A 17,451-nucleotide genomic window follows, 5' to 3' on the forward strand; every position below is an offset into this window, starting at 1 on the left:
AATGAGAAAACGCTCTCTTTTTTCTTGATGTTTTCTTTTTGTAAGTTACACACAATTTCATGTGTGTAAGCGTTTTCTTTTAGTGTGTGCACGCTTTTTTCGATGACAAAAGCTGTTATATCAGTATTTTAATGAGGAAAAAACTTGGCACAATTATTGCTATAAATAAAGTGTATAACGTCATAACTTTTAAGGAGATGAAGAAAAAATGGCAAAAAAAACAATTATGTTAGTTTGTTCCGCAGGAATGAGCACAAGTTTATTAGTAACAAAAATGCAAAAAGCAGCAGAAGATCGTGGCATGGAAGCAGACATCTTTGCAGTATCGGCTTCTGAAGCAGATACAAACTTGGAAAATAAAGAGGTGAATGTTTTACTTTTAGGTCCACAAGTTCGTTTCATGAAAGGGCAATTTGAACAAAAATTACAACCAAAAGGGATTCCTTTAGATGTAATTAACATGGCAGATTATGGCATGATGAATGGCGAAAAAGTTTTAGATCAAGCAATCTCATTAATGGGATAAGGAATTAAAACGTTTAGGAAAAGTGAATAGCAAATAAGGATAGTGCATGTTACCAAAGGTTTTATTTTGTACGCTCGATTCATTCGTTTAATGAGGCTGCTGCCTTTTTAATAAATATAAATGGATACAGGAGGAATAAAAATGAACGGATTAATGGCATGGATGGAAAAATATATCTTACCAACTGCCGCAAAAATTGGTGCACAGAAACATCTGGTGGCACTAAGGGATGCTTTTATTGGTACATTACCTGCGACAATGGCTGGATCAGTCGCCGTAATGATTAACGCAATTATTCGAGATCTTCCCCAAGAGTTTGTCTCAACTTATGCGGCAAGTTTGGAAGCAGACAAAGGTATTTTTGCAGTATTGAATGTCATCATTGGGATTAATGGTTTTGTTTGGAATGGTACATTGGCTATCGCTGGTTTGATTTTCGCTTTTTCTTGGGGCTATAACTTAGCGAAAGCATACAATGTGAATGAGCTAGCTGGTGGGATTGTCAGTTTAGCTACCTTAATTTCAGGTGTTGCTTTTGCACCAAATAACACAGCTGAATTAGCTGTGAAAGTGCCAGAAAAGATTGCCAACGCAATTAATGGGGCAGAAATTGGTGCGTCAATTGCTAATAATCAATTGACTGTCAATCCATGGGGTTGGTTAAATCTCAACCATTTAAATGGTAACGCTTTCTTTACGGTGATGATTATGGGCGCTTTATCAACCATTATTTTTTGTAAATTAATGCAAGCGGATTTAACAATAAAAATGCCTGATTCTGTTCCGCCAGCAGTTTCAAAAGCGTTTGCGGCAATTTTACCAGCAACAATCGCATTGTATGTCGTAGCAATTATTAACTTTACGGTGTCAAAACTTTCAGGCGGTCAATTATTAATTGACTTAATTCAAAAATATATCGCGGAACCGTTCCTTGGGTTATCACAAGGACTAGGCGCTGTGTTAATCGTAACGGTTTTTGTTCAAATTTTCTGGTTCTTTGGTATTCATGGGCCAAACGTTTTGGCACCAGTTCTTGAAGGAATTTGGGGACAAGCACAATTAATCAATATTGATATTTTCCAAAAAGGTTATGAAGGAAAAACAGGAACAGCTGCGGTTTTAGCCGCTATTGACGACGGTAAAGCCTACATGTGGGTCCGTGGTTCGTTTGATGCTTTTGCTTGGTTTGGTGGTTCAGGCGGTACAATTGTCCTAATTATTGCAATCTTGTTATTCTCCAAACGAGCAGATTATTTAACAGTTGGTAAATTATCATTAGGACCTGGGATCTTTAATATCAATGAACCGATTATGTTTGGTTTACCAGTTGTTCTGAATCCAATTATGTTTATTCCATTTGTAATTGCGCCATTAGTTGCTACTACAATTGGCTGGGTTGCAACGTATCTTGGGCTAGTCGCCCCAGTTTCTCAACAAGTCGCATGGGTGACACCGCCGTTGCTATTATCTTTCTTAGCGACAGGTGCCGACTGGCGCGCACCAATCGTAGCATTGGTATGTATGGTAGTCACTTTCTTGATTTGGACACCGTTTGTTATCGCTGCTAACAAAATGGATCCTGCATTAGGCGAAAGTGAGCAATAAGCAATAAAAACAGCAATTACTTGTATAGAAAGGAGCGAGCGGCATGATTTCGATTGCAAGTGCAATGAAGCAAGAGGAAATTATTACTTTATTAGAGGCATATCAAGGGGAAAATGAAACATTTACTTTTAAAGAAAAAAATGGTATTAAGTTATTTTTTGAAGTTGAAGGAGACCCTGAAACTGCTGCACAAGTTGCAAAACAGCTGATTAAGGAACAACCTTGGGGTAGCGTTTTATACTTCCAAGCAACGGTAGTCTAAAAAGATAGGATGGATGAAAATGATTAGAAATGGATTATTTTTATGTAGTATTGGCTTCTTGATTGTTTTGTATTCGTTGAATCCCAGCTCCTTAAACTATGATTTATTAAGTCTGACAACGGGGATTTTTTTCATTGGACTTGGTGGTTACCTGTTTTTTAAAGGAAAAAAAGTTGCTGAAGAAGAGGCGACAAAGGATGAGGTGAAACGGTAATGGAAATTACGAAAACATTAACTATTTCAGCAGATGAATTTTACACGCAATTAATGAATTCTGTTATTTTTGATATCCGTAAGCAAACAGGCAAAACTCTTACAAGAAAGCAGTTGCGTAAGTTTGAATACATCAAAGAATATAGTAAAAATAGTCGCGCGAAAATAGTTATTGAAGAAGCTATAGAAAATAAGACCTATCAATTTCGAACATCCACAACTAAAAATGATTTCTCGGTGCGGTATGAGCTCCAGCCAATTGATGAAAAAAGCTGTGAACTGCGTTATACAGAAACAATGGTTTCTTATGGGGCGTTACAAAAACTGAATGATGCAGTATTAGGTATCTTTTTAAGTTATTTTAAAAAGAAACAGTTTTATAAAATGCTTAAAATGATGGAAACTGCTTAAAGGGAAAAAGTGGCTTTTGTCCAGTTGATTCTCTTCAGCTTTAGAAAGTGAGCGATGAGTCGTTTCGACTTATCGCTCACTTTCTTTTGTTGCCCTATTATTTTGGAAACGCACACAAAAAAGCTGTGTGTAATCGTTTTATTTTTAGTGTGTACACGCTTTCTATGTTGGAAAATGTTGTCATATCAAGGTTTTCAATGTGTTAAAACTTGGCACGCTTCTTGCTTATATAAAGGTGTAAAGCAAAACAAAGAGAATTTAGGAGATGAAGGAAAATGGCAAAAAAAACAATTATGTTAGTTTGTTCCGCAGGAATGAGCACAAGTTTATTAGTAACAAAAATGCAAAAAGCAGCAGAAGATCGTGGCATGGAAGCAGACATCTTTGCAGTATCGGCTTCTGAAGCAGATACAAACTTGGAAAATAAAGAGGTGAATGTTTTACTTTTAGGTCCACAAGTTCGTTTCATGAAAGGGCAATTTGAACAAAAATTACAACCAAAAGGGATTCCTTTAGATGTCATTAACATGGCGGACTATGGCATGATGAATGGCGAAAAAGTTTTAGATCAAGCAATTTCATTAATGGGATCATCAAACTAGAGCAGAAAATGGGGTAGAGGTAATGGACGGACAACAGAACTTAGAAGCAATCATGGGTTTAATCATGTATGGCGGAAATGCTAAAAGCGATGCAATGGAAGCGATTGCCGCAGCAAAATCGGGGGATTTTGAATTAGCAGACAAAAAAATTGCAGATGCAGAAGAATCACTTGTACATGCACATCATTCGCAAACAGGAATGTTAACAGAAGAAGCAAAAGGCAATAACATGCAAGTAACATTGTTAACAGTGCACAGTCAAGATCATTTAATGACTGCGATTGCATTTACAGATTTAGCAAAAGAAATTATCGATCTTTATCGCCGTATTGATAACGAGTAATCTCGTTGTCAATGCGTCTTATAAGAAAAACGCGCTTGAGAAAGCGTTAATTAGGAGGAATAACAATGGACGGATTTGTTCAATGGATGGAGAAACACTTTATGCCGAAAGCGTCAGTTATCGCAGCGCAACGGCACTTGGTAGCAATTCGTGACGCGTTTGTCGTAACGATGCCATTAATGATTTTAGGGGCTTTGGCGGTATTAATTAATAATATTCCAATTCCAGGATATGAGGACTTTTTAAACAAAATTTTCCCAATGATGTATAACGATGCACCAATTTGGAAAAGCTTTGGTGGTAACATTTGGAACGGTACATTCGCAATCTTTGCCGTTTTAGTAGCCTTTTTAGTAGCACACAATTTAGTTAAATCTTATGGAAAAGACGGCATTGCAGCCGGTACAGTTTCTGTAGCTTCATTCTTCGCAGTTGGCGGCTTAGAAGGCATGGGCGCAACTGGATTATTTATTGCTTTGATTATTGCACTTATTTCAGGAGAACTATTCCAACGTTTATCTGGCAATCCTAAATTAGTTATCAAAATGCCTGATGGTGTACCACCAGCAGTAGCAAAATCATTTGCGGCATTATTACCAGCAATGATTACAATCAGTTTATTTAGTTTAATTACATCAATTCTATTTGCTTTAGGAATTGACAATATCGTTATTTCATTCTATGAAGCAGTTCAACAACCATTTATGGGACTTGCAAACAGCTACCCATCAGCATTATTGTTAGCTTTCATTACACCATTCTTATGGTTCTTTGGTTTACATGGTGCCAACATGGTTGACCCATTAATGCAAACAATCAACGTACCAGCGATTGATGCGAACATTAAAGCTTTAGAAGCAGGTAAAGCAATTCCTTATATTGTAAACAAACCTTTCTTTGATTCATTTGTAAACTTAGGTGGAACAGGGGCAACATTAGGTCTGTTAATTGCTATCTTTATCGTTGGTCGTCGTAACAAACCATACAAAGTCATTACAAACTTAAGTTTAGCACCAGGACTATTTAATATTAATGAACCAGTCATGTTCGGTTTACCAATTGTTTTAAACCCAATCATGTTTATCCCATTCATTTTAGTCCCAATGGTTCTTGTAACTGTTGCGTATGTGGCGACAGCAACTGGTTTAGTACCAGCTGCAACCTTTATGCCACCTTGGGTAACACCACCAATTATTGGCGGATTTTTAGCAACGAAGAGTATCGCCGGCGGAGTTTTAGCAGCTGTTAACTTATTGATTTCTATTTTGATCTACATGCCTTTCGTAAAAGTAGCAACAGATCAATACTTGAAACAAGAAGCAGCCGCAGAAGCAGCTGAGTAAAAAATCGAAGGATTGAATCGTCCGGACTCTTACGGAGGGTTCAATCCTTTTTTTAATGATTAAATCGTAAAGGAGCAAATAACATGAAATATCAATTTCCAGAAAATTTTTGGTGGGGTTCTGCAGCCAGCGGTCCTCAAACAGAAGGCGTTTTTGAAGGTGATGGTAAAGGTCAAAACATTTGGGATTTTTGGTATCAAGAAGCGCCAGAAAAATTCTTTCAACAAGTCGGTCCAGATAAGACCTCACAATTTTATAAAAAATACCAAGAAGATATTCAGTTAATGAAAGAAACGGGACATAACTCTTTTCGAACATCCATTCAATGGAGCCGTTTAATTCCAGATCCTACAACAGGAAAAGTCAATCAAACAGCAGTTGATTTTTATAATCAAGTGATTGATGATTTATTAGAACACGGGATTGAGCCCTTTATGAACTTGTATCATTTTGATATGCCGATGGTACTTCAAGAAAAAGGCGGTTGGGAAAGCCGTGAAGTGGTTGATTTGTATGTTGACTTTGCCAAAACCTGTTTTGAATTGTTTGGCGATCGCGTGAAAAAATGGTTTACGCACAATGAACCAATTGTACCAGTTGAAGGTGGTTATCTCTATGGCTGGCATTATCCTGATAAAGTGAATCTAAAAGAAGGGATTCAAGTACTCTATCATGAAGCTTTAGCTAGTGCCAAAGCGATTGCCGTCTATCATTCTATGAACTTATCAGGTGAAATTGGCATTATTTTAAACTTAACGCCGACTTATCCTCGTGATGAGCACAACGAAGCCGATGTAAATGCGGCTAAATTTGTCGATGGTTTCTTTAACCGTTCGTTTTTAGACCCGGCTGTTAAAGGTCATTTTCCAGAAGATATGGTTGCTTGGGCGAAAGCAAATGACTTGTTGCCAGAAACAACGCCAGAAGATTTAGCAATAATTGCTGAAAATACTGTGGACTTATTAGGAGTAAACTACTATCAACCACGTCGTGCCAAAGCAAAAGAAACACCTGTTGAAACACGACCAGAAGGCTTACTTCCAGAAGATTTTTATGATGTCTACGATATGCCTGGCAAAAAAATGAATCCTTACCGTGGCTGGGAAATCTACGAAAAAGGTATTTATGATACATTAATGAATTTAAAAGAAAATTATGGCAACATTCGCTGCTACATTTCAGAAAATGGCATGGGCGTAGAAGGAGAAGAACGCTTTGTCAATGAACAAGGAATCATTGAAGATGATTATCGGATTGAATTCGTGCAAGATCACTTGAAATGGGTGCACCAAGCGATTCAAGAAGGTAGTAATGTTCAAGGATATCATATGTGGACGTGTATGGATAACTGGTCTTGGCTCAATGCCTATAAAAATCGTTATGGCTTCATCGCTGTGGATTTAGATGATGATGCGAAACGGACCATTAAGAAAAGCGGTCGTTGGTTCAAAGAAATGACAGCAAATAACGGCTTTTAGAAAGAGAATCGTTTCTGTGATAAAATGAATTGATACAATGTGCGAGGAGGAAAGAAAATGACAACTAAAAGAGTCAAAAAAATGGGCAAAGAAGAAATGAAAGAGATGTTTGATCTTGTTATCTATGCTTTTAATCAGGAACCCACGGCGGAACGCCAAGAACGTTTTGAAAAATTGTTGTCACATACGCAAAGCTATGGCTTCCTAATTGATGAGCAATTAACAAGTCAAGTGATGGCGACACCTTTTCAAGTGAATTTCCATGGTGTCCGCTATCCCATGGCTGGAATTGGCTATGTGGCTTCTTATCCAGAATATCGTGGTGAAGGCGGCATCTCTGCTATTATGAAAGAAATGTTGGCTGATTTAGCGAAACAAAAGGTTGCCCTTTCTTACTTAGCACCGTTTTCATATCCATTTTATCGTCAATATGGCTATGAACAAACATTTGAACAAGCAGAGTATACAATTAAAACGGAAGATTGGCCACGTGTTAAACGAGTTCCGGGTACCATTAAACGAGTTTCTTGGGCTGACGGTAAAGAGGTCATTAAAGACGTATACCTTGAAAATCAAAGAGCGCACTCTGGTGGTGTGATCCGTGAAACTTGGTGGCTGGATTATACGCTGAATCGTGCAAGTAAACCAAATAATCAAGCGATTTATTATTCGTCAGAAGGGAAAGCGGAAGGCTATGTGATTTATCGGATAGCTGCTGGCACCTTTGAAATCGTAGAATGGAACTATTTAACTAATACAGCTTTTAAAGCTTTAGCTGGGTTTATTGGCTCACATAGTGGTTCCGTTCAATCGTTCCATTGGATTAATGGTTTTGCTGGAAAAGATTTAAATGATTTAATGCCAACGCCAGCAGCTTCTGTAAAAATTTTACCTTACATGATGGCACGAATCGTTGAGTTACAAACATTTCTGGAAAAGTATCCATTTCAATCAGGAGAAAAAGAAACGTATTCTTTAGAGATTGAAGATTCCTATGGGCCATGGAATGAAGGCATTTGGACAATCACAATTGACGAACAAGGAAAAGCAACAGTGACTAAAGGTGCTGTGGAAAAAGAAGGGACTGCTGCTTTGAAAGCAGATATCCAAACGTGGACGCAACTATTCTTGGGCTATCGTTCAGCAGAAACGTTATCTTTTTATGAACGCTTGCAAGGAGATGCAACGACAGTTCAACGTTTAGGCCAACGTTTAGTCAAAGGCATGCCAATTTTAGAAGATTATTTTTAAAAGTGTGTTTATTCGCAAAAAATGACAGAACCTACTATAATAAAAATGTAAAAAGAATTATTTTAGAAAGGTGATGGGGACAATGGCGAAAACGAAACAAGAAAAAGTTGCACGCAATAATAAAATTGGGCAATATATAGCTATTGCGACAGGACTTTATTATTTAGGAAAAATGATTCTTGATCGGCGGCAAAAAAAATAATAGATAAAAGAACGACGTGTTTCACTGAAAGAAAGTATCTCGCATAATTGTTTATGCGGGATACTTTCTTTTTGTCTATTGACAGATGTAGTGAAGACTTCTAAAATTAAAACAGATTGTTCTCGTAGCTCAGTAGGATAGAGCAACCGCCTCCTAAGCGGTAGGTCGCTGGTTCAATTCCAGTCGGGAACGTAAAAAACACCTTCCAAATGTTTATTTGATAGGTGTTTTGTTTTATTTGTGCCAAAAATGTGCCAAAAATTTTAGAATTCTATTTTTCTTTACAAAACAGAATTGCTATATTATAGTGATTTCGAACACAGAAAAACACAGTAAAATGCTGAATAACCTTAGTTGGGAACGTAAAAAGGCAAGTAAATTTAGGGGGGGAAGACAGATGGCGATTACTATAAATATTTATTATAGTGGGACAAATGGAGGTGCAAGAGAATTTGCCAAAGAAATGATTGCCAGCGGAATTGTAGAGGCAATTCGTGCAGAAAAAGGGAATAGTCGCTATGAATACTTTTTTCCAATGGACGATGAAGAAACAGTTCTGCTGATTGATAGTTGGACAGATCAGGAAGCATTAGACAAACACCACGCTTCTCCAATGATGACCCGTATTATGGAACTTAGAGAAAAATATGATTTGCATATGAAAGTAGAAAGATATGTATCAGATGTAACAGACCCCTTGACAAAAGATGCCGCGTTTATAAGAAAATAACTAGAGTGCAATCATTGATCTTAAAATTTAGTGCTAGGAATATCAGCCGTTTCGACTGATGTTCCTAGCACTTTTTATCTTGTAAGGATGAATCATTTGTTACACACGTTAAATTAAAGAAGGACCATTTGCTCTTCAGTCACAGCCGGTTCGGTTAAAATTTTGGCTTGGGCAGCTGCGAGTTTCGCAATAGGTACCCGATAAGGTGAGCAAGAGATGTAGTTTAGGCCAAGTGTTTGGAAAAACGTGATGGATTGCGGATCACCACCGACTTCTCCACATACGCCAATACTCATGTTTGGTTTAGTACGACGCGCTTTCTCTACAGCTAATTGAATCAGTTGACCAACACCTGTTTGATCTAGTGATTGAAACGGATCTTGGGTAATGATTTTCTTTTCCCGATACGTATTAATGAATTTACCGATATCATCACGAGAAAAACCATAGGTCATTTGTGTTAAATCATTTGTTCCAAAGCTGAAAAAGTCTGCTTCTTCTGCTAACTGATCCGCAATCAGACAAGCTCTAGGTAGTTCAATCATTGTCCCGATTTCGTAAGGGAAAGGAGTCATTTTATGTTCTTCAAAGAGACCGTCAATCGTTTCTTTTAAAATGCGTTTGAGATAGAGAAGTTCTTCTTTTTCGGCGATTAGAGGAATCATCACTTCTGGATAAACAGTAATTCCTTCTTTGACTAATCGAATGGCACTAGTAAATAAGGCTGTAACTTGCATTTTGTATATTTGTGGTTGGGTCACACCTAAGCGACAACCACGATGGCCCAACATTGGATTGGTTTCTTGTAACCGTTCAATTTGTTTGGCGATGGTCACTGGGAACCGTTGTAGTTGCTTCGCCAATAATTGAATATCATTCTTTTCATGAGGCAAAAACTCATGCATCGGCGGATCTAACAAGCGGACCACCATGGGCTTGTCTTGAACTACTTTCAGCATTTGATAAAAGTCTTCCTGTTGAAAATGAAGAAGTTGCTCCAACGCATAGGTTGCTTCCTTTTCAGACTCTGCTAAAATCAGGCGACGCATTTCCAAGACACGCTCTTCACCGAAAAACATATGCTCTGTTCGCGCTAAACCAATCCCCGCTGCGCCAAAACGGATAGCAGTCTCTAAATCTTGTGTAGTTTCTGCATTGGCACGAACAGTTAAATCAGCATATGCATCTGCCCAAGACAAGAGCTCTTGAAGGTCATCGTTATTATCAGCAGAAATTGTAGGAATTTCGCCAAGATAAATTTCCCCCGTTGAGCCATCGACGGAAATGATTGTTCCTTCTAAGATGACCTGTGGCCCGCAGTGTAGTTGTTTGGTTTCTTCATTGACGGTTAAACTTTCACAACCAGTCACACAGCAAGTTCCCATTCCTCGTGCGACCACAGCGGCATGAGAAGTCATTCCGCCACGACTGGTCACAATTGCTTCGCTTACAACCATGCCTTCAATATCTTCTGGTGAAGTTTCTTGACGAACAAGAATGACTTTCTTTCCTAGATTGGTCAGTTCTTTGGCTTTTTCTGCTGTAAAAACAATTTGGCCACTTGCTGCACCAGGACTAGCAGGAAGTCCCATAGCTAAACGTTCCATGTGTTGTCGTTTCTCTTGATCAAACACGGGATGAATTAATTGATCAATCGTATCAGGTGTCACACGCAACAGTGCTTCTTGTTTAGTAATGCGATTTTCTTTGGCTAAGTCTAAAGCAATTTTAACCGTAGCTGCGGCGGTTCGTTTCCCGTTTCTTGTTTGTAAAATATATAATTTTTCATTTTCAATGGTAAATTCAATATCTTGCATGTCACGATAATGATATTCTAAAAGTTCTGCGTAATGGCGAAAATCTTGATAAACTTTTGGCATAGTTAAACGTAAACGACGAATGGGTTCTGGCGTCCGAATACCAGCCACTACATCTTCTCCTTGCGCGTTCAAAAGAAACTCTCCAAACAGTTGATTTTCCCCTGTGACCGGATTTCTAGTGAAAACAACGCCAGTGCCACTGTCTAGTCCACGATTGCCGAAAACCATTTCTTGAATGTTGACAGCTGTACCTAAATCATGTGCAATATGATGTAAGTTCCGATAAACCACCGCACGTTGATTATTCCATGAATCAAAAACAGCTTTGATTGCTTCAAAAAGTTGTGCGACAGGGTCTTGCGGGAAGACCACCTGATGTTGTTCAAAAACTTCTTGGTAGCGGACAATCAAGGCGAAATGATCTGCTTCTTGAAAAGCGGTAATTTTTTTGTTTAGCTCTTGTTCCAAGCGCTCTTTTTGTTGGTCAAATAATTCTTTGGGAATGTGATAGACGACGTCTCCAAACATTTGAATAAGTCGGCGATAACAGTCAAAAGCAAAACCAGGAGAGGTTAAGGTCGCAAATTTTTTCACACGTTGATCATTTAAACCTAAATTTAAAATAGTATCCATCATACCAGGCATCGAGAAGGCAGCACCGCTGCGAACGGAAACTAAGAGAATCTCATTGTCCGCGGTAAAAGATTTGCCTGTTTCAGTTTCTAGATTTTTAACCGCTTTCAAAATTTCTGATTGTAAGTGTTCTTCAAAGAAAGTAGCATCTGCCAAATAGTCCATACAGCAACGGGTTGTAATCGTGAATCCTTGCGGAATCGGCAAACCTAAGCGTGTCATTTCTGCCAAGTTCGCCCCTTTACCACCAAGAGTCTCTTTACCTTCATTGTGTGTTTCGTTAAAAGAATAAATAAACTTTTTCATGCGTGACCTCCGTTTAATATGTGTCTTATATGTTCAATAAACATCATAATGGACGGAAATAAGTTTGTCAATAGAAAAAGTTTCTTGTCAATATGTTGAAAAAACAATAAATATGTGTATAATTGTAAGCGAATGCACAATTTGTTTAAGAGGAATTGAGGAGGAAATGATGAAATTAAGTAAACGACAAGAGCAAATTATCGCTGTTGTAAAAGAGCATCAGCCAGTTAGTGGTGAACGCATTTCGGACATACTAGCCGTTTCACGTGCGACATTGCGTTCTGATTTGTCTTTTTTAACACTTTCAGGAATTTTAAAAGCAAGTCCGAAAGTTGGTTATACTTACGAAAGTGATAATATGGAGGCTTTTTTCTTTTTTGATGTTTTTCAAACAAAAGTTCAGGAGATCATGAGTCCACCATTGATGGTTGCCCAAGACACCTCAATTCGAGATGCGATTACCAACTTGTTTATGTATGATGTCGGTTCTCTTTATGTCATGGATGAAGCAAAAGAATTATTAGGGGTTTTGTCACGAAAAGATTTATTACGGGCCTCTTTAAATACAAATATTGATGGCACACCTGTTGCTGTTTGTATGACAAGAGTGCCACATGTGAAAACCTGCACACCAGAATTTACTATTCTTGAAGCTGCTGACACTTTGCAAAAATACGAAGTGGATTCTTTGCCAGTCGTTGAAAAAGAAAATCCTAAAAAAGTTATTGGAAAAATTACGAAAACGAAAATTTTAACCTATATTACGCAACAAGCGAAAGAAGCCGCACAAAATAGATAAGGGAGCTTAATTATGAAAAAAGAGATCATTGTTTATACTATTTCCGATTCACTTGGAGAAACATCACAAAAATTGTTAGCTGCAGCAAGCGCACAATATCCAGATATTTCTTTTCTTAATCGATACAATTTTTCTTTTGTCACAACAGAAGAAGAATTATTGGAGATTTTAAAAGATGCCTTAAAAGATAAAGCCTTAGTTGTCAGTACATTAGTCAGTAAACAACTAATCACAGCGGCGAAAGAATTTAGTGAACGAACAGGGTTGTTATATTTAGATTTAATGGCGCCATTTTTTGAATTAATTCAAGCGAAAGCCGGAGTAGATCCTATTGAAGAGCCTGGACGACGCCACCAGCTAGATCGTGCCTATTTTGATAAAATCTCAGCGATTGAATTTGCTGTAAAATATGATGATGGCAAAAATCCTCAAGGGTTTCTTGATTCTGATATATTGTTGTTAGGCGTTTCGCGGACCTCAAAGACGCCAGTCAGTATGTATTTAGCGAATCAAGGCTACCGCGTTTCTAACTTACCATTAATTCCAGAAGTTCCATTGCCGCCAATTTTGGAAGAAATGGATCCACAAAAAATGATTGGTTTAGTTTGTTCGCCAGAAGCATTAGGACAGATTCGTAGCAGTCGGTTGGCTTCCTTAGGTTTAGGTAATGAGACCAGTTATACCAATGTTGAACGGATTGAACAAGAATTAGCTTATGCCGAAGAAATTTTTGCGAAGTATGGTATCCCAGTGATTGATGTAACCGCAAAATCTGTCGAAGAAACAGCCTTTTTAATTAAAGAAAAACTAGATGAAAGAAATTAAAAAGCTTGGCAACCTCACTAAATTTCAGTGAAGTTGCCAAGCTTTTTATACTTAATTGGGATTCTTTTTGTTAGTCAATATTTTTTTGATCGACAATGAGTAAAGCAATCATCACGTAGACAATCCAGCTACTTTTAGAATAAAGTGTATAGCGGGGTTGCCATTTGCTAGCAAATTTTTCCTTGTATTCGCGTAATCCTTGGAAGGAGTAAATTTCTGAACCAAATTCATAAATTAACGCAGCAATCCGTTCTTGAATAAAACTTTTTCTTGATTGACCAACGTTGGCTAACGGAGCCATCCCTAAATTGAAATAATGAATATTTTCTGTTTTCATATATTCAAATAAATGAATAAATAGGAAATCCATACTTCCAGAAGGGGCTTTTTCTTTATGGTGACGCATCAAGTCGATGGTACCAACTTCATTTGTGTAACTAGGAATAATATTAGCGAAAGAGACCATTTCTCCTTCAGCATTTCGGACAACAGCAATTGGGTTTCTTTGAAGATACGCTTCATCGAAAAATCCTAGTGAAAAGCCTTTTTCTTTTCGATTGTCTAACCAACTATCCGAAATAGCTTTTAATTCGTGCATTTGTTCGGTACTAAAAGGAGGTTGGAGTACGTCAAATGAATAGCCGGCTTTGGTAATTTTATTAAACACTGCGCGGGTACCTTTGAATTTTTTCCCAGACATCGTAAATGTTTCTAGATTAACTAAGGCTTCTTCGCCCATTTTGATAAATTCGTAGCCATATTCGTGTAGTAACATCACGCTGTCCTCATTGGTTTCGTAAAAGACGGGTACATAGCCGAAACGATCTGTTTCTTTAAGGAATGCATCAATCGCCGCAGGAAAATCTTCTTTGTTCCCAGAAGGGTTGCCCATCACAACGCATTTATTATTAATGGTGTTGAATTGTAAAAAGACAGTCGGTTCTTCTTTGGGATATAAGAAAACCTGTTTATCATGAAGAAAGACAAGTTCACTGTCAATATTCCCGCCATAAGTTGTTAAGATATTATGCAAGATACTATCTTCTGGAAACTCACCCACTTGGTGTTTTTTCCCTTGGAGGTAGCGAACAAATAGAAAGTTAAAACTCATAACTAAGAGGATAGCGATAAATCCTGACAACCAGATCCGTTCGGAAGGGAACAAGAAAAATTCCACAAAATGATGACGATGGTGTGGGAAGTTCGGTAAATTATAAACACCAATTACCAGGTATAACAAAGTCAACAAGCCAAAGATAAAGCCATCAATCGTCATCCACTCCCAAGAGTAAACCAGTTGTTCACGGTACAATTCTGATTTTGAAAAAATAACGATAAATAATAAAATAGCTAAATAGAAAATGGAAAACATACTAAAGTCAACAACAAATGAATACAAGATAGCACCAATTAATAAAATAATCGTTGGATAATAGGCTCTTTTAACACGATCAGCAATCCCACGTCCCATAATTAATAATGCAAAGCCTAAGACAATACTCGGAATTTGAATAATAATATGAGAACGGAAGGGGTTAATATCTCTTAACCAATGCACTTGAGTGAAGGCTTCTGGAATAGTGGCTAGGAGCACCATCATAATTCCTGAAAAATAAAGTAAAACCACTTCCAGCTTGTGGGCAATTTCCAAAGTAATTTGTTTTAGCAATTGACGATAATGAGTATCCAACTTTTGGCTTAAGTGTTTTGTAAAGAACAAACAGCCAATTAAGAAAGGAATAATATAATAGAATAAACGATAGAGCAATAACCACAAAACAATAATTTCACGATCAACACCTAAGTTGCTTAGTCCTAAAATCATCATGACATCAAAACTACCTAAAGCCCCTGGAATCATCGAAGCAATCCCAATAATCGAAGCTGCTACATATAAAGGAACAATATCAATTAAAGGAATCGGTACATCTAATAAGTAACCAATACTGATAAAGGTAATTAAAACACCTGTCCATTCTAAAAACGAAGAAACAACTAAAGATAAGCGATTTTTTGCATCGAGGTTACCAAAGGAACTATTTTTTTGGAAATGTAAAATAAGATAAAGTAACGGGAAATAAAGACCGCCACCTAATAACCAAATCCAATATTGCTGTAAATAAGCCATCTTTGGATCAAACTGAACAAGGAAAAAGCAAAGAATACTATAAATAGATAGACCGGATAACACAAAAAGTAAAATATGGGTTAACGCAGGTAAAATTTTCTTTTCCTCTGTTTTATTTCCATAAAATTCAGAACGAAGTCCCATGCTGACCAAACCACCGAATCCACCAATATTATTGATGGTATTGACAATCCAGCTAGATTCAAGGAGTTCCCGTTTTGAGACTTTCAAGTTTAAAATGCGATTTAATGTTAAGTCATAATTTAGCATCGGAGTAACGGAAACTAAACCGATAACCATCATCAATAACAATTTCCATAGCGGAATCTCATCAAAAATCTGTTTTAACTGTTCAAATGAGATCGTTTTACCAATTGATAAAAGTTGGGCAACAACAATAATTGAGACCGCAATAACAAACAGTGTTTTTAGTAATCCTGTATGCGTTTTGATCCAATGAATAATTTGTTTCATTTAGACACCTTCATTTCCTTTAAGAATTTTTCGATTGTTTTATTAAAAATATCTGGTGAGTTTTTGGCAAATAAATGACCCTGTTTATTTACCAAGACCAATTTACCATCAGGAATGGCATCAGCAATCGCCCGTGAATGGGAAAGCGCAATTAAATCTCGACTGCCAGTAATAACAAGAGTAGGACAGGGGATGTGTTCTAAATCTTGTTTTGTCAGTCCAGTATCTTCAAATAACAGAGCCACGATAGGGAGCCGTGTGCGCAATTTTTTTGAAAAAAAAGCGCCAATACGACAAAACCAATATTGAAAATAAGTGGCAATCGTTACATATTTTTTCAGACCAGACATGGTGACATTTCCAGAATTTAAGACGAGTTTGTTGACGAAATCAGGATATAAATGGGTAAAAACCATGGCAATATTTGCTCCGTCACTAAAGCCCAATAAATTAATTTTTGTTAAGTGTTCTTGTTGAATAATACCAGCTAAATCTTCTGCCAAAAGCGGAAAAGTTAATTGACTTTGTGTATTGGTGGAACGTCCATGTCCGCGGGTATCCACCGCAATAACTTGATACTCCTTGGAGAAATAAGAAATTTGATAATTAAAAAAAGTATGATCATTGCCATTACCATGAAGTAACACAAGGGGGTAATTTGTTTCTTTGCCAAAAATTTGATAAAAAATTTGACTGCCATCTATTGTTTGAAAATATTTTTCTATTGCCATTCTCCGTCACCTATCTCATCTATAATCAATCGAGTCCTCTCTCATTATAGAGTCTTTTGTCTTTTTTTTGTAATAAAAAACAGAAAATTTTCCGAACAGTTTTGTAAGGTGTTGTAATATAGTGTGATATAGTAGAAGATAGCCACCTAAAAATTAGACTAGAGGAGGGAAAGTTGATGTCTTTAATCGTTTTAATTGGTGCCCAAGCTGTCGGGAAAATGACCGTTGGCAAGGCTTTAGAAAAGCAGTTAGATGCTAAATTACTATTTAATCATCAAACCATTGACTTATTTGCAAACTATCTTGGGTATACGGAACGTGCATTTCAATTGTCTGATTCCGTTAGAAAGGGACTTTTTCAGGCCTTTGTCGAAAATCCAGCCACAAATACAACAAAAAATATTATTTTTACAGTGGTGATTGCTTTTGATCAAGAACAGGATTTTCAATTTTTAGAAGAAATATCAGAAATTTTTCTTAATAAACATGAGTCCGTTTATTTCGTCGAACTCGTCTCTTCAACAGAAATCCGCCTAGAACGGAATGTTCATCCAGAGCGGCTAGAGGCAAAACCTTCAAAACGCGATGTCGACTTTTCTCGAAAAGAATTACTCAATACCTTTAAAGAACATCGATTAGTAAGCCACGAAGGTGAACTAGAAAGTACATTTCCAAATGTAAAAATAACGAAAATAAATAATTCGAACATGACACCAGAAGAAGTAGCAACGAAGATAATTACTACTTTTGGTTTGACATAATGTGAAAG

At 37.2% G+C, this 17,451-nt stretch carries 17 protein-coding genes and 1 tRNA gene; 15 read left to right on the forward strand and 3 right to left on the reverse strand.

The genetic code is table 11. The features are described 5' to 3' along the window. The first annotated feature begins 208 nt into the window (after positions 1-208). From IGL13_RS03875 to IGL13_RS03930, 12 genes are all read left to right on the forward strand, one after another. A complete protein-coding gene (locus IGL13_RS03875) occupies positions 209-526 on the forward strand; it encodes a PTS sugar transporter subunit IIB (protein WP_002355913.1) in 318 nt (105 codons plus the stop codon). Positions 527-667: 141 nt separating this feature from the next. Then, complete coding sequence (locus IGL13_RS03880) at positions 668-2,131, forward strand: PTS sugar transporter subunit IIC (RefSeq protein ID WP_002364646.1); 1,464 nt, start codon at positions 668-670, stop codon at positions 2,129-2,131. A gap of 43 nt (positions 2,132-2,174) precedes the next feature. Next, a complete protein-coding gene (locus tag IGL13_RS03885) occupies positions 2,175-2,393 on the forward strand; it encodes a hypothetical protein (protein WP_002378139.1) in 219 nt (72 codons plus the stop codon). Between the two features lie 13 nt (positions 2,394-2,406). After that, positions 2,407-2,607 carry a DUF3188 domain-containing protein gene (locus IGL13_RS03890; protein ID WP_002355916.1) on the forward strand — a complete coding sequence of 67 codons (201 nt, stop codon included), beginning with the start codon at positions 2,407-2,409 and terminating at the stop codon, positions 2,605-2,607. Then, entirely contained in the window at positions 2,607-3,017 is a 411-nt protein-coding gene (locus IGL13_RS03895) for a DUF3284 domain-containing protein (RefSeq protein WP_002378140.1), read from the forward strand. Before IGL13_RS03890 ends, IGL13_RS03895 begins: the two co-directional genes overlap by 1 nt. Before the next feature lie 275 nt (positions 3,018-3,292). Beyond that, the gene (locus IGL13_RS03900; RefSeq protein ID WP_002355918.1) at positions 3,293-3,619 is read left to right on the forward strand and encodes a PTS sugar transporter subunit IIB; all 327 of its coding nucleotides are present in this window, start codon (positions 3,293-3,295) and stop codon (positions 3,617-3,619) included. A gap of 22 nt (positions 3,620-3,641) precedes the next feature. Continuing rightward, positions 3,642-3,962, forward strand: coding sequence for a PTS lactose/cellobiose transporter subunit IIA (locus tag IGL13_RS03905; RefSeq protein WP_002355919.1), 321 nt, complete (start codon positions 3,642-3,644; stop codon positions 3,960-3,962). Between the two features lie 65 nt (positions 3,963-4,027). Further along, on the forward strand, positions 4,028-5,305 hold the full coding sequence (locus IGL13_RS03910; protein WP_002355920.1) for a PTS sugar transporter subunit IIC: 1,278 nt from the start codon (positions 4,028-4,030) through the stop codon (positions 5,303-5,305). Positions 5,306-5,388: 83 nt separating this feature from the next. Continuing rightward, positions 5,389-6,783 (forward strand): glycoside hydrolase family 1 protein, encoded by a 1,395-nt coding sequence (locus IGL13_RS03915; RefSeq protein ID WP_002378141.1) that lies wholly within the window; start codon positions 5,389-5,391, stop codon positions 6,781-6,783. 57 nt (positions 6,784-6,840) lie between these two features. After that, a complete protein-coding gene (locus IGL13_RS03920; protein WP_002378142.1) occupies positions 6,841-8,034 on the forward strand; it encodes a GNAT family N-acetyltransferase in 1,194 nt (397 codons plus the stop codon). 320 nt (positions 8,035-8,354) lie between these two features. Then, positions 8,355-8,428, forward strand: a tRNA-Arg gene (locus IGL13_RS03925). Between the two features lie 205 nt (positions 8,429-8,633). Next, positions 8,634-8,966 (forward strand): putative quinol monooxygenase, encoded by a 333-nt coding sequence (locus IGL13_RS03930; protein ID WP_002378143.1) that lies wholly within the window; start codon positions 8,634-8,636, stop codon positions 8,964-8,966. Positions 8,967-9,079: 113 nt separating this feature from the next. Here the strand turns inward: IGL13_RS03930 and ppdK are convergent, their stop codons facing one another. Beyond that, on the reverse strand, positions 9,080-11,725 hold the full coding sequence (gene ppdK, locus IGL13_RS03935; RefSeq protein WP_002363418.1) for a pyruvate, phosphate dikinase: 2,646 nt from the start codon (positions 11,723-11,725) through the stop codon (positions 9,080-9,082). Positions 11,726-11,894: 169 nt separating this feature from the next. On the opposite strand from ppdK, the gene IGL13_RS03940 reads away from it, so the two are divergent. Both IGL13_RS03940 and IGL13_RS03945 read left to right on the forward strand, forming a co-directional pair. Beyond that, complete coding sequence (locus IGL13_RS03940; protein ID WP_002355926.1) at positions 11,895-12,524, forward strand: helix-turn-helix transcriptional regulator; 630 nt, start codon at positions 11,895-11,897, stop codon at positions 12,522-12,524. Between the two features lie 12 nt (positions 12,525-12,536). Next, entirely contained in the window at positions 12,537-13,349 is an 813-nt protein-coding gene (locus tag IGL13_RS03945) for a pyruvate, water dikinase regulatory protein (RefSeq protein ID WP_002378144.1), read from the forward strand. Between the two features lie 70 nt (positions 13,350-13,419). Here the strand turns inward: IGL13_RS03945 and mprF are convergent, their stop codons facing one another. Both mprF and IGL13_RS03955 read right to left on the reverse strand, forming a co-directional pair. Continuing rightward, positions 13,420-15,951 carry a bifunctional lysylphosphatidylglycerol flippase/synthetase MprF gene (gene mprF, locus IGL13_RS03950; RefSeq protein WP_002355928.1) on the reverse strand — a complete coding sequence of 844 codons (2,532 nt, stop codon included), beginning with the start codon at positions 15,949-15,951 and terminating at the stop codon, positions 13,420-13,422. Further along, positions 15,948-16,682, reverse strand: a complete 735-nt coding sequence (locus IGL13_RS03955) for an alpha/beta fold hydrolase (RefSeq protein WP_002355929.1) — start codon at positions 16,680-16,682, stop codon at positions 15,948-15,950. Before IGL13_RS03955 ends, mprF begins: the two co-directional genes overlap by 4 nt. Before the next feature lie 176 nt (positions 16,683-16,858). On the opposite strand from IGL13_RS03955, the gene IGL13_RS03960 reads away from it, so the two are divergent. Continuing rightward, the gene (locus IGL13_RS03960) at positions 16,859-17,443 is read left to right on the forward strand and encodes a hypothetical protein (protein WP_002378145.1); all 585 of its coding nucleotides are present in this window, start codon (positions 16,859-16,861) and stop codon (positions 17,441-17,443) included. Positions 17,444-17,451: the final 8 nt, after the last annotated feature.

Source organism: Enterococcus sp. DIV1937, assembly GCF_050535975.1.
Lineage (GTDB): Bacteria > Bacillota > Bacilli > Lactobacillales > Enterococcaceae > Enterococcus > Enterococcus faecalis.

Bases quoted from the DNA above. Each gene is read 5' to 3' on its own strand.
- IGL13_RS03875 (WP_002355913.1), top strand. From the start codon at position 209: ATGGCAAAAAAAACAATTATGTTAGTTTGTTCCGCAGGAATGAGCACA.
- IGL13_RS03880 (WP_002364646.1), top strand. From the start codon at position 668: ATGAACGGATTAATGGCATGGATGGAAAAATATATCTTACCAACTGCC.
- IGL13_RS03885 (WP_002378139.1), top strand. From the start codon at position 2,175: ATGATTTCGATTGCAAGTGCAATGAAGCAAGAGGAAATTATTACTTTA.
- IGL13_RS03890 (WP_002355916.1), top strand. From the start codon at position 2,407: ATGAAAATGATTAGAAATGGATTATTTTTATGTAGTATTGGCTTCTTG.
- IGL13_RS03895 (WP_002378140.1), top strand. From the start codon at position 2,607: ATGGAAATTACGAAAACATTAACTATTTCAGCAGATGAATTTTACACG.
- IGL13_RS03900 (WP_002355918.1), top strand. From the start codon at position 3,293: ATGGCAAAAAAAACAATTATGTTAGTTTGTTCCGCAGGAATGAGCACA.
- IGL13_RS03905 (WP_002355919.1), top strand. From the start codon at position 3,642: ATGGACGGACAACAGAACTTAGAAGCAATCATGGGTTTAATCATGTAT.
- IGL13_RS03910 (WP_002355920.1), top strand. From the start codon at position 4,028: ATGGACGGATTTGTTCAATGGATGGAGAAACACTTTATGCCGAAAGCG.
- IGL13_RS03915 (WP_002378141.1), top strand. From the start codon at position 5,389: ATGAAATATCAATTTCCAGAAAATTTTTGGTGGGGTTCTGCAGCCAGC.
- IGL13_RS03920 (WP_002378142.1), top strand. From the start codon at position 6,841: ATGACAACTAAAAGAGTCAAAAAAATGGGCAAAGAAGAAATGAAAGAG.
- IGL13_RS03930 (WP_002378143.1), top strand. From the start codon at position 8,634: ATGGCGATTACTATAAATATTTATTATAGTGGGACAAATGGAGGTGCA.
- ppdK (WP_002363418.1), bottom strand. From the start codon at position 11,725: ATGAAAAAGTTTATTTATTCTTTTAACGAAACACACAATGAAGGTAAA.
- IGL13_RS03940 (WP_002355926.1), top strand. From the start codon at position 11,895: ATGAAATTAAGTAAACGACAAGAGCAAATTATCGCTGTTGTAAAAGAG.
- IGL13_RS03945 (WP_002378144.1), top strand. From the start codon at position 12,537: ATGAAAAAAGAGATCATTGTTTATACTATTTCCGATTCACTTGGAGAA.
- mprF (WP_002355928.1), bottom strand. From the start codon at position 15,951: ATGAAACAAATTATTCATTGGATCAAAACGCATACAGGATTACTAAAA.
- IGL13_RS03955 (WP_002355929.1), bottom strand. From the start codon at position 16,682: ATGGCAATAGAAAAATATTTTCAAACAATAGATGGCAGTCAAATTTTT.
- IGL13_RS03960 (WP_002378145.1), top strand. From the start codon at position 16,859: ATGTCTTTAATCGTTTTAATTGGTGCCCAAGCTGTCGGGAAAATGACC.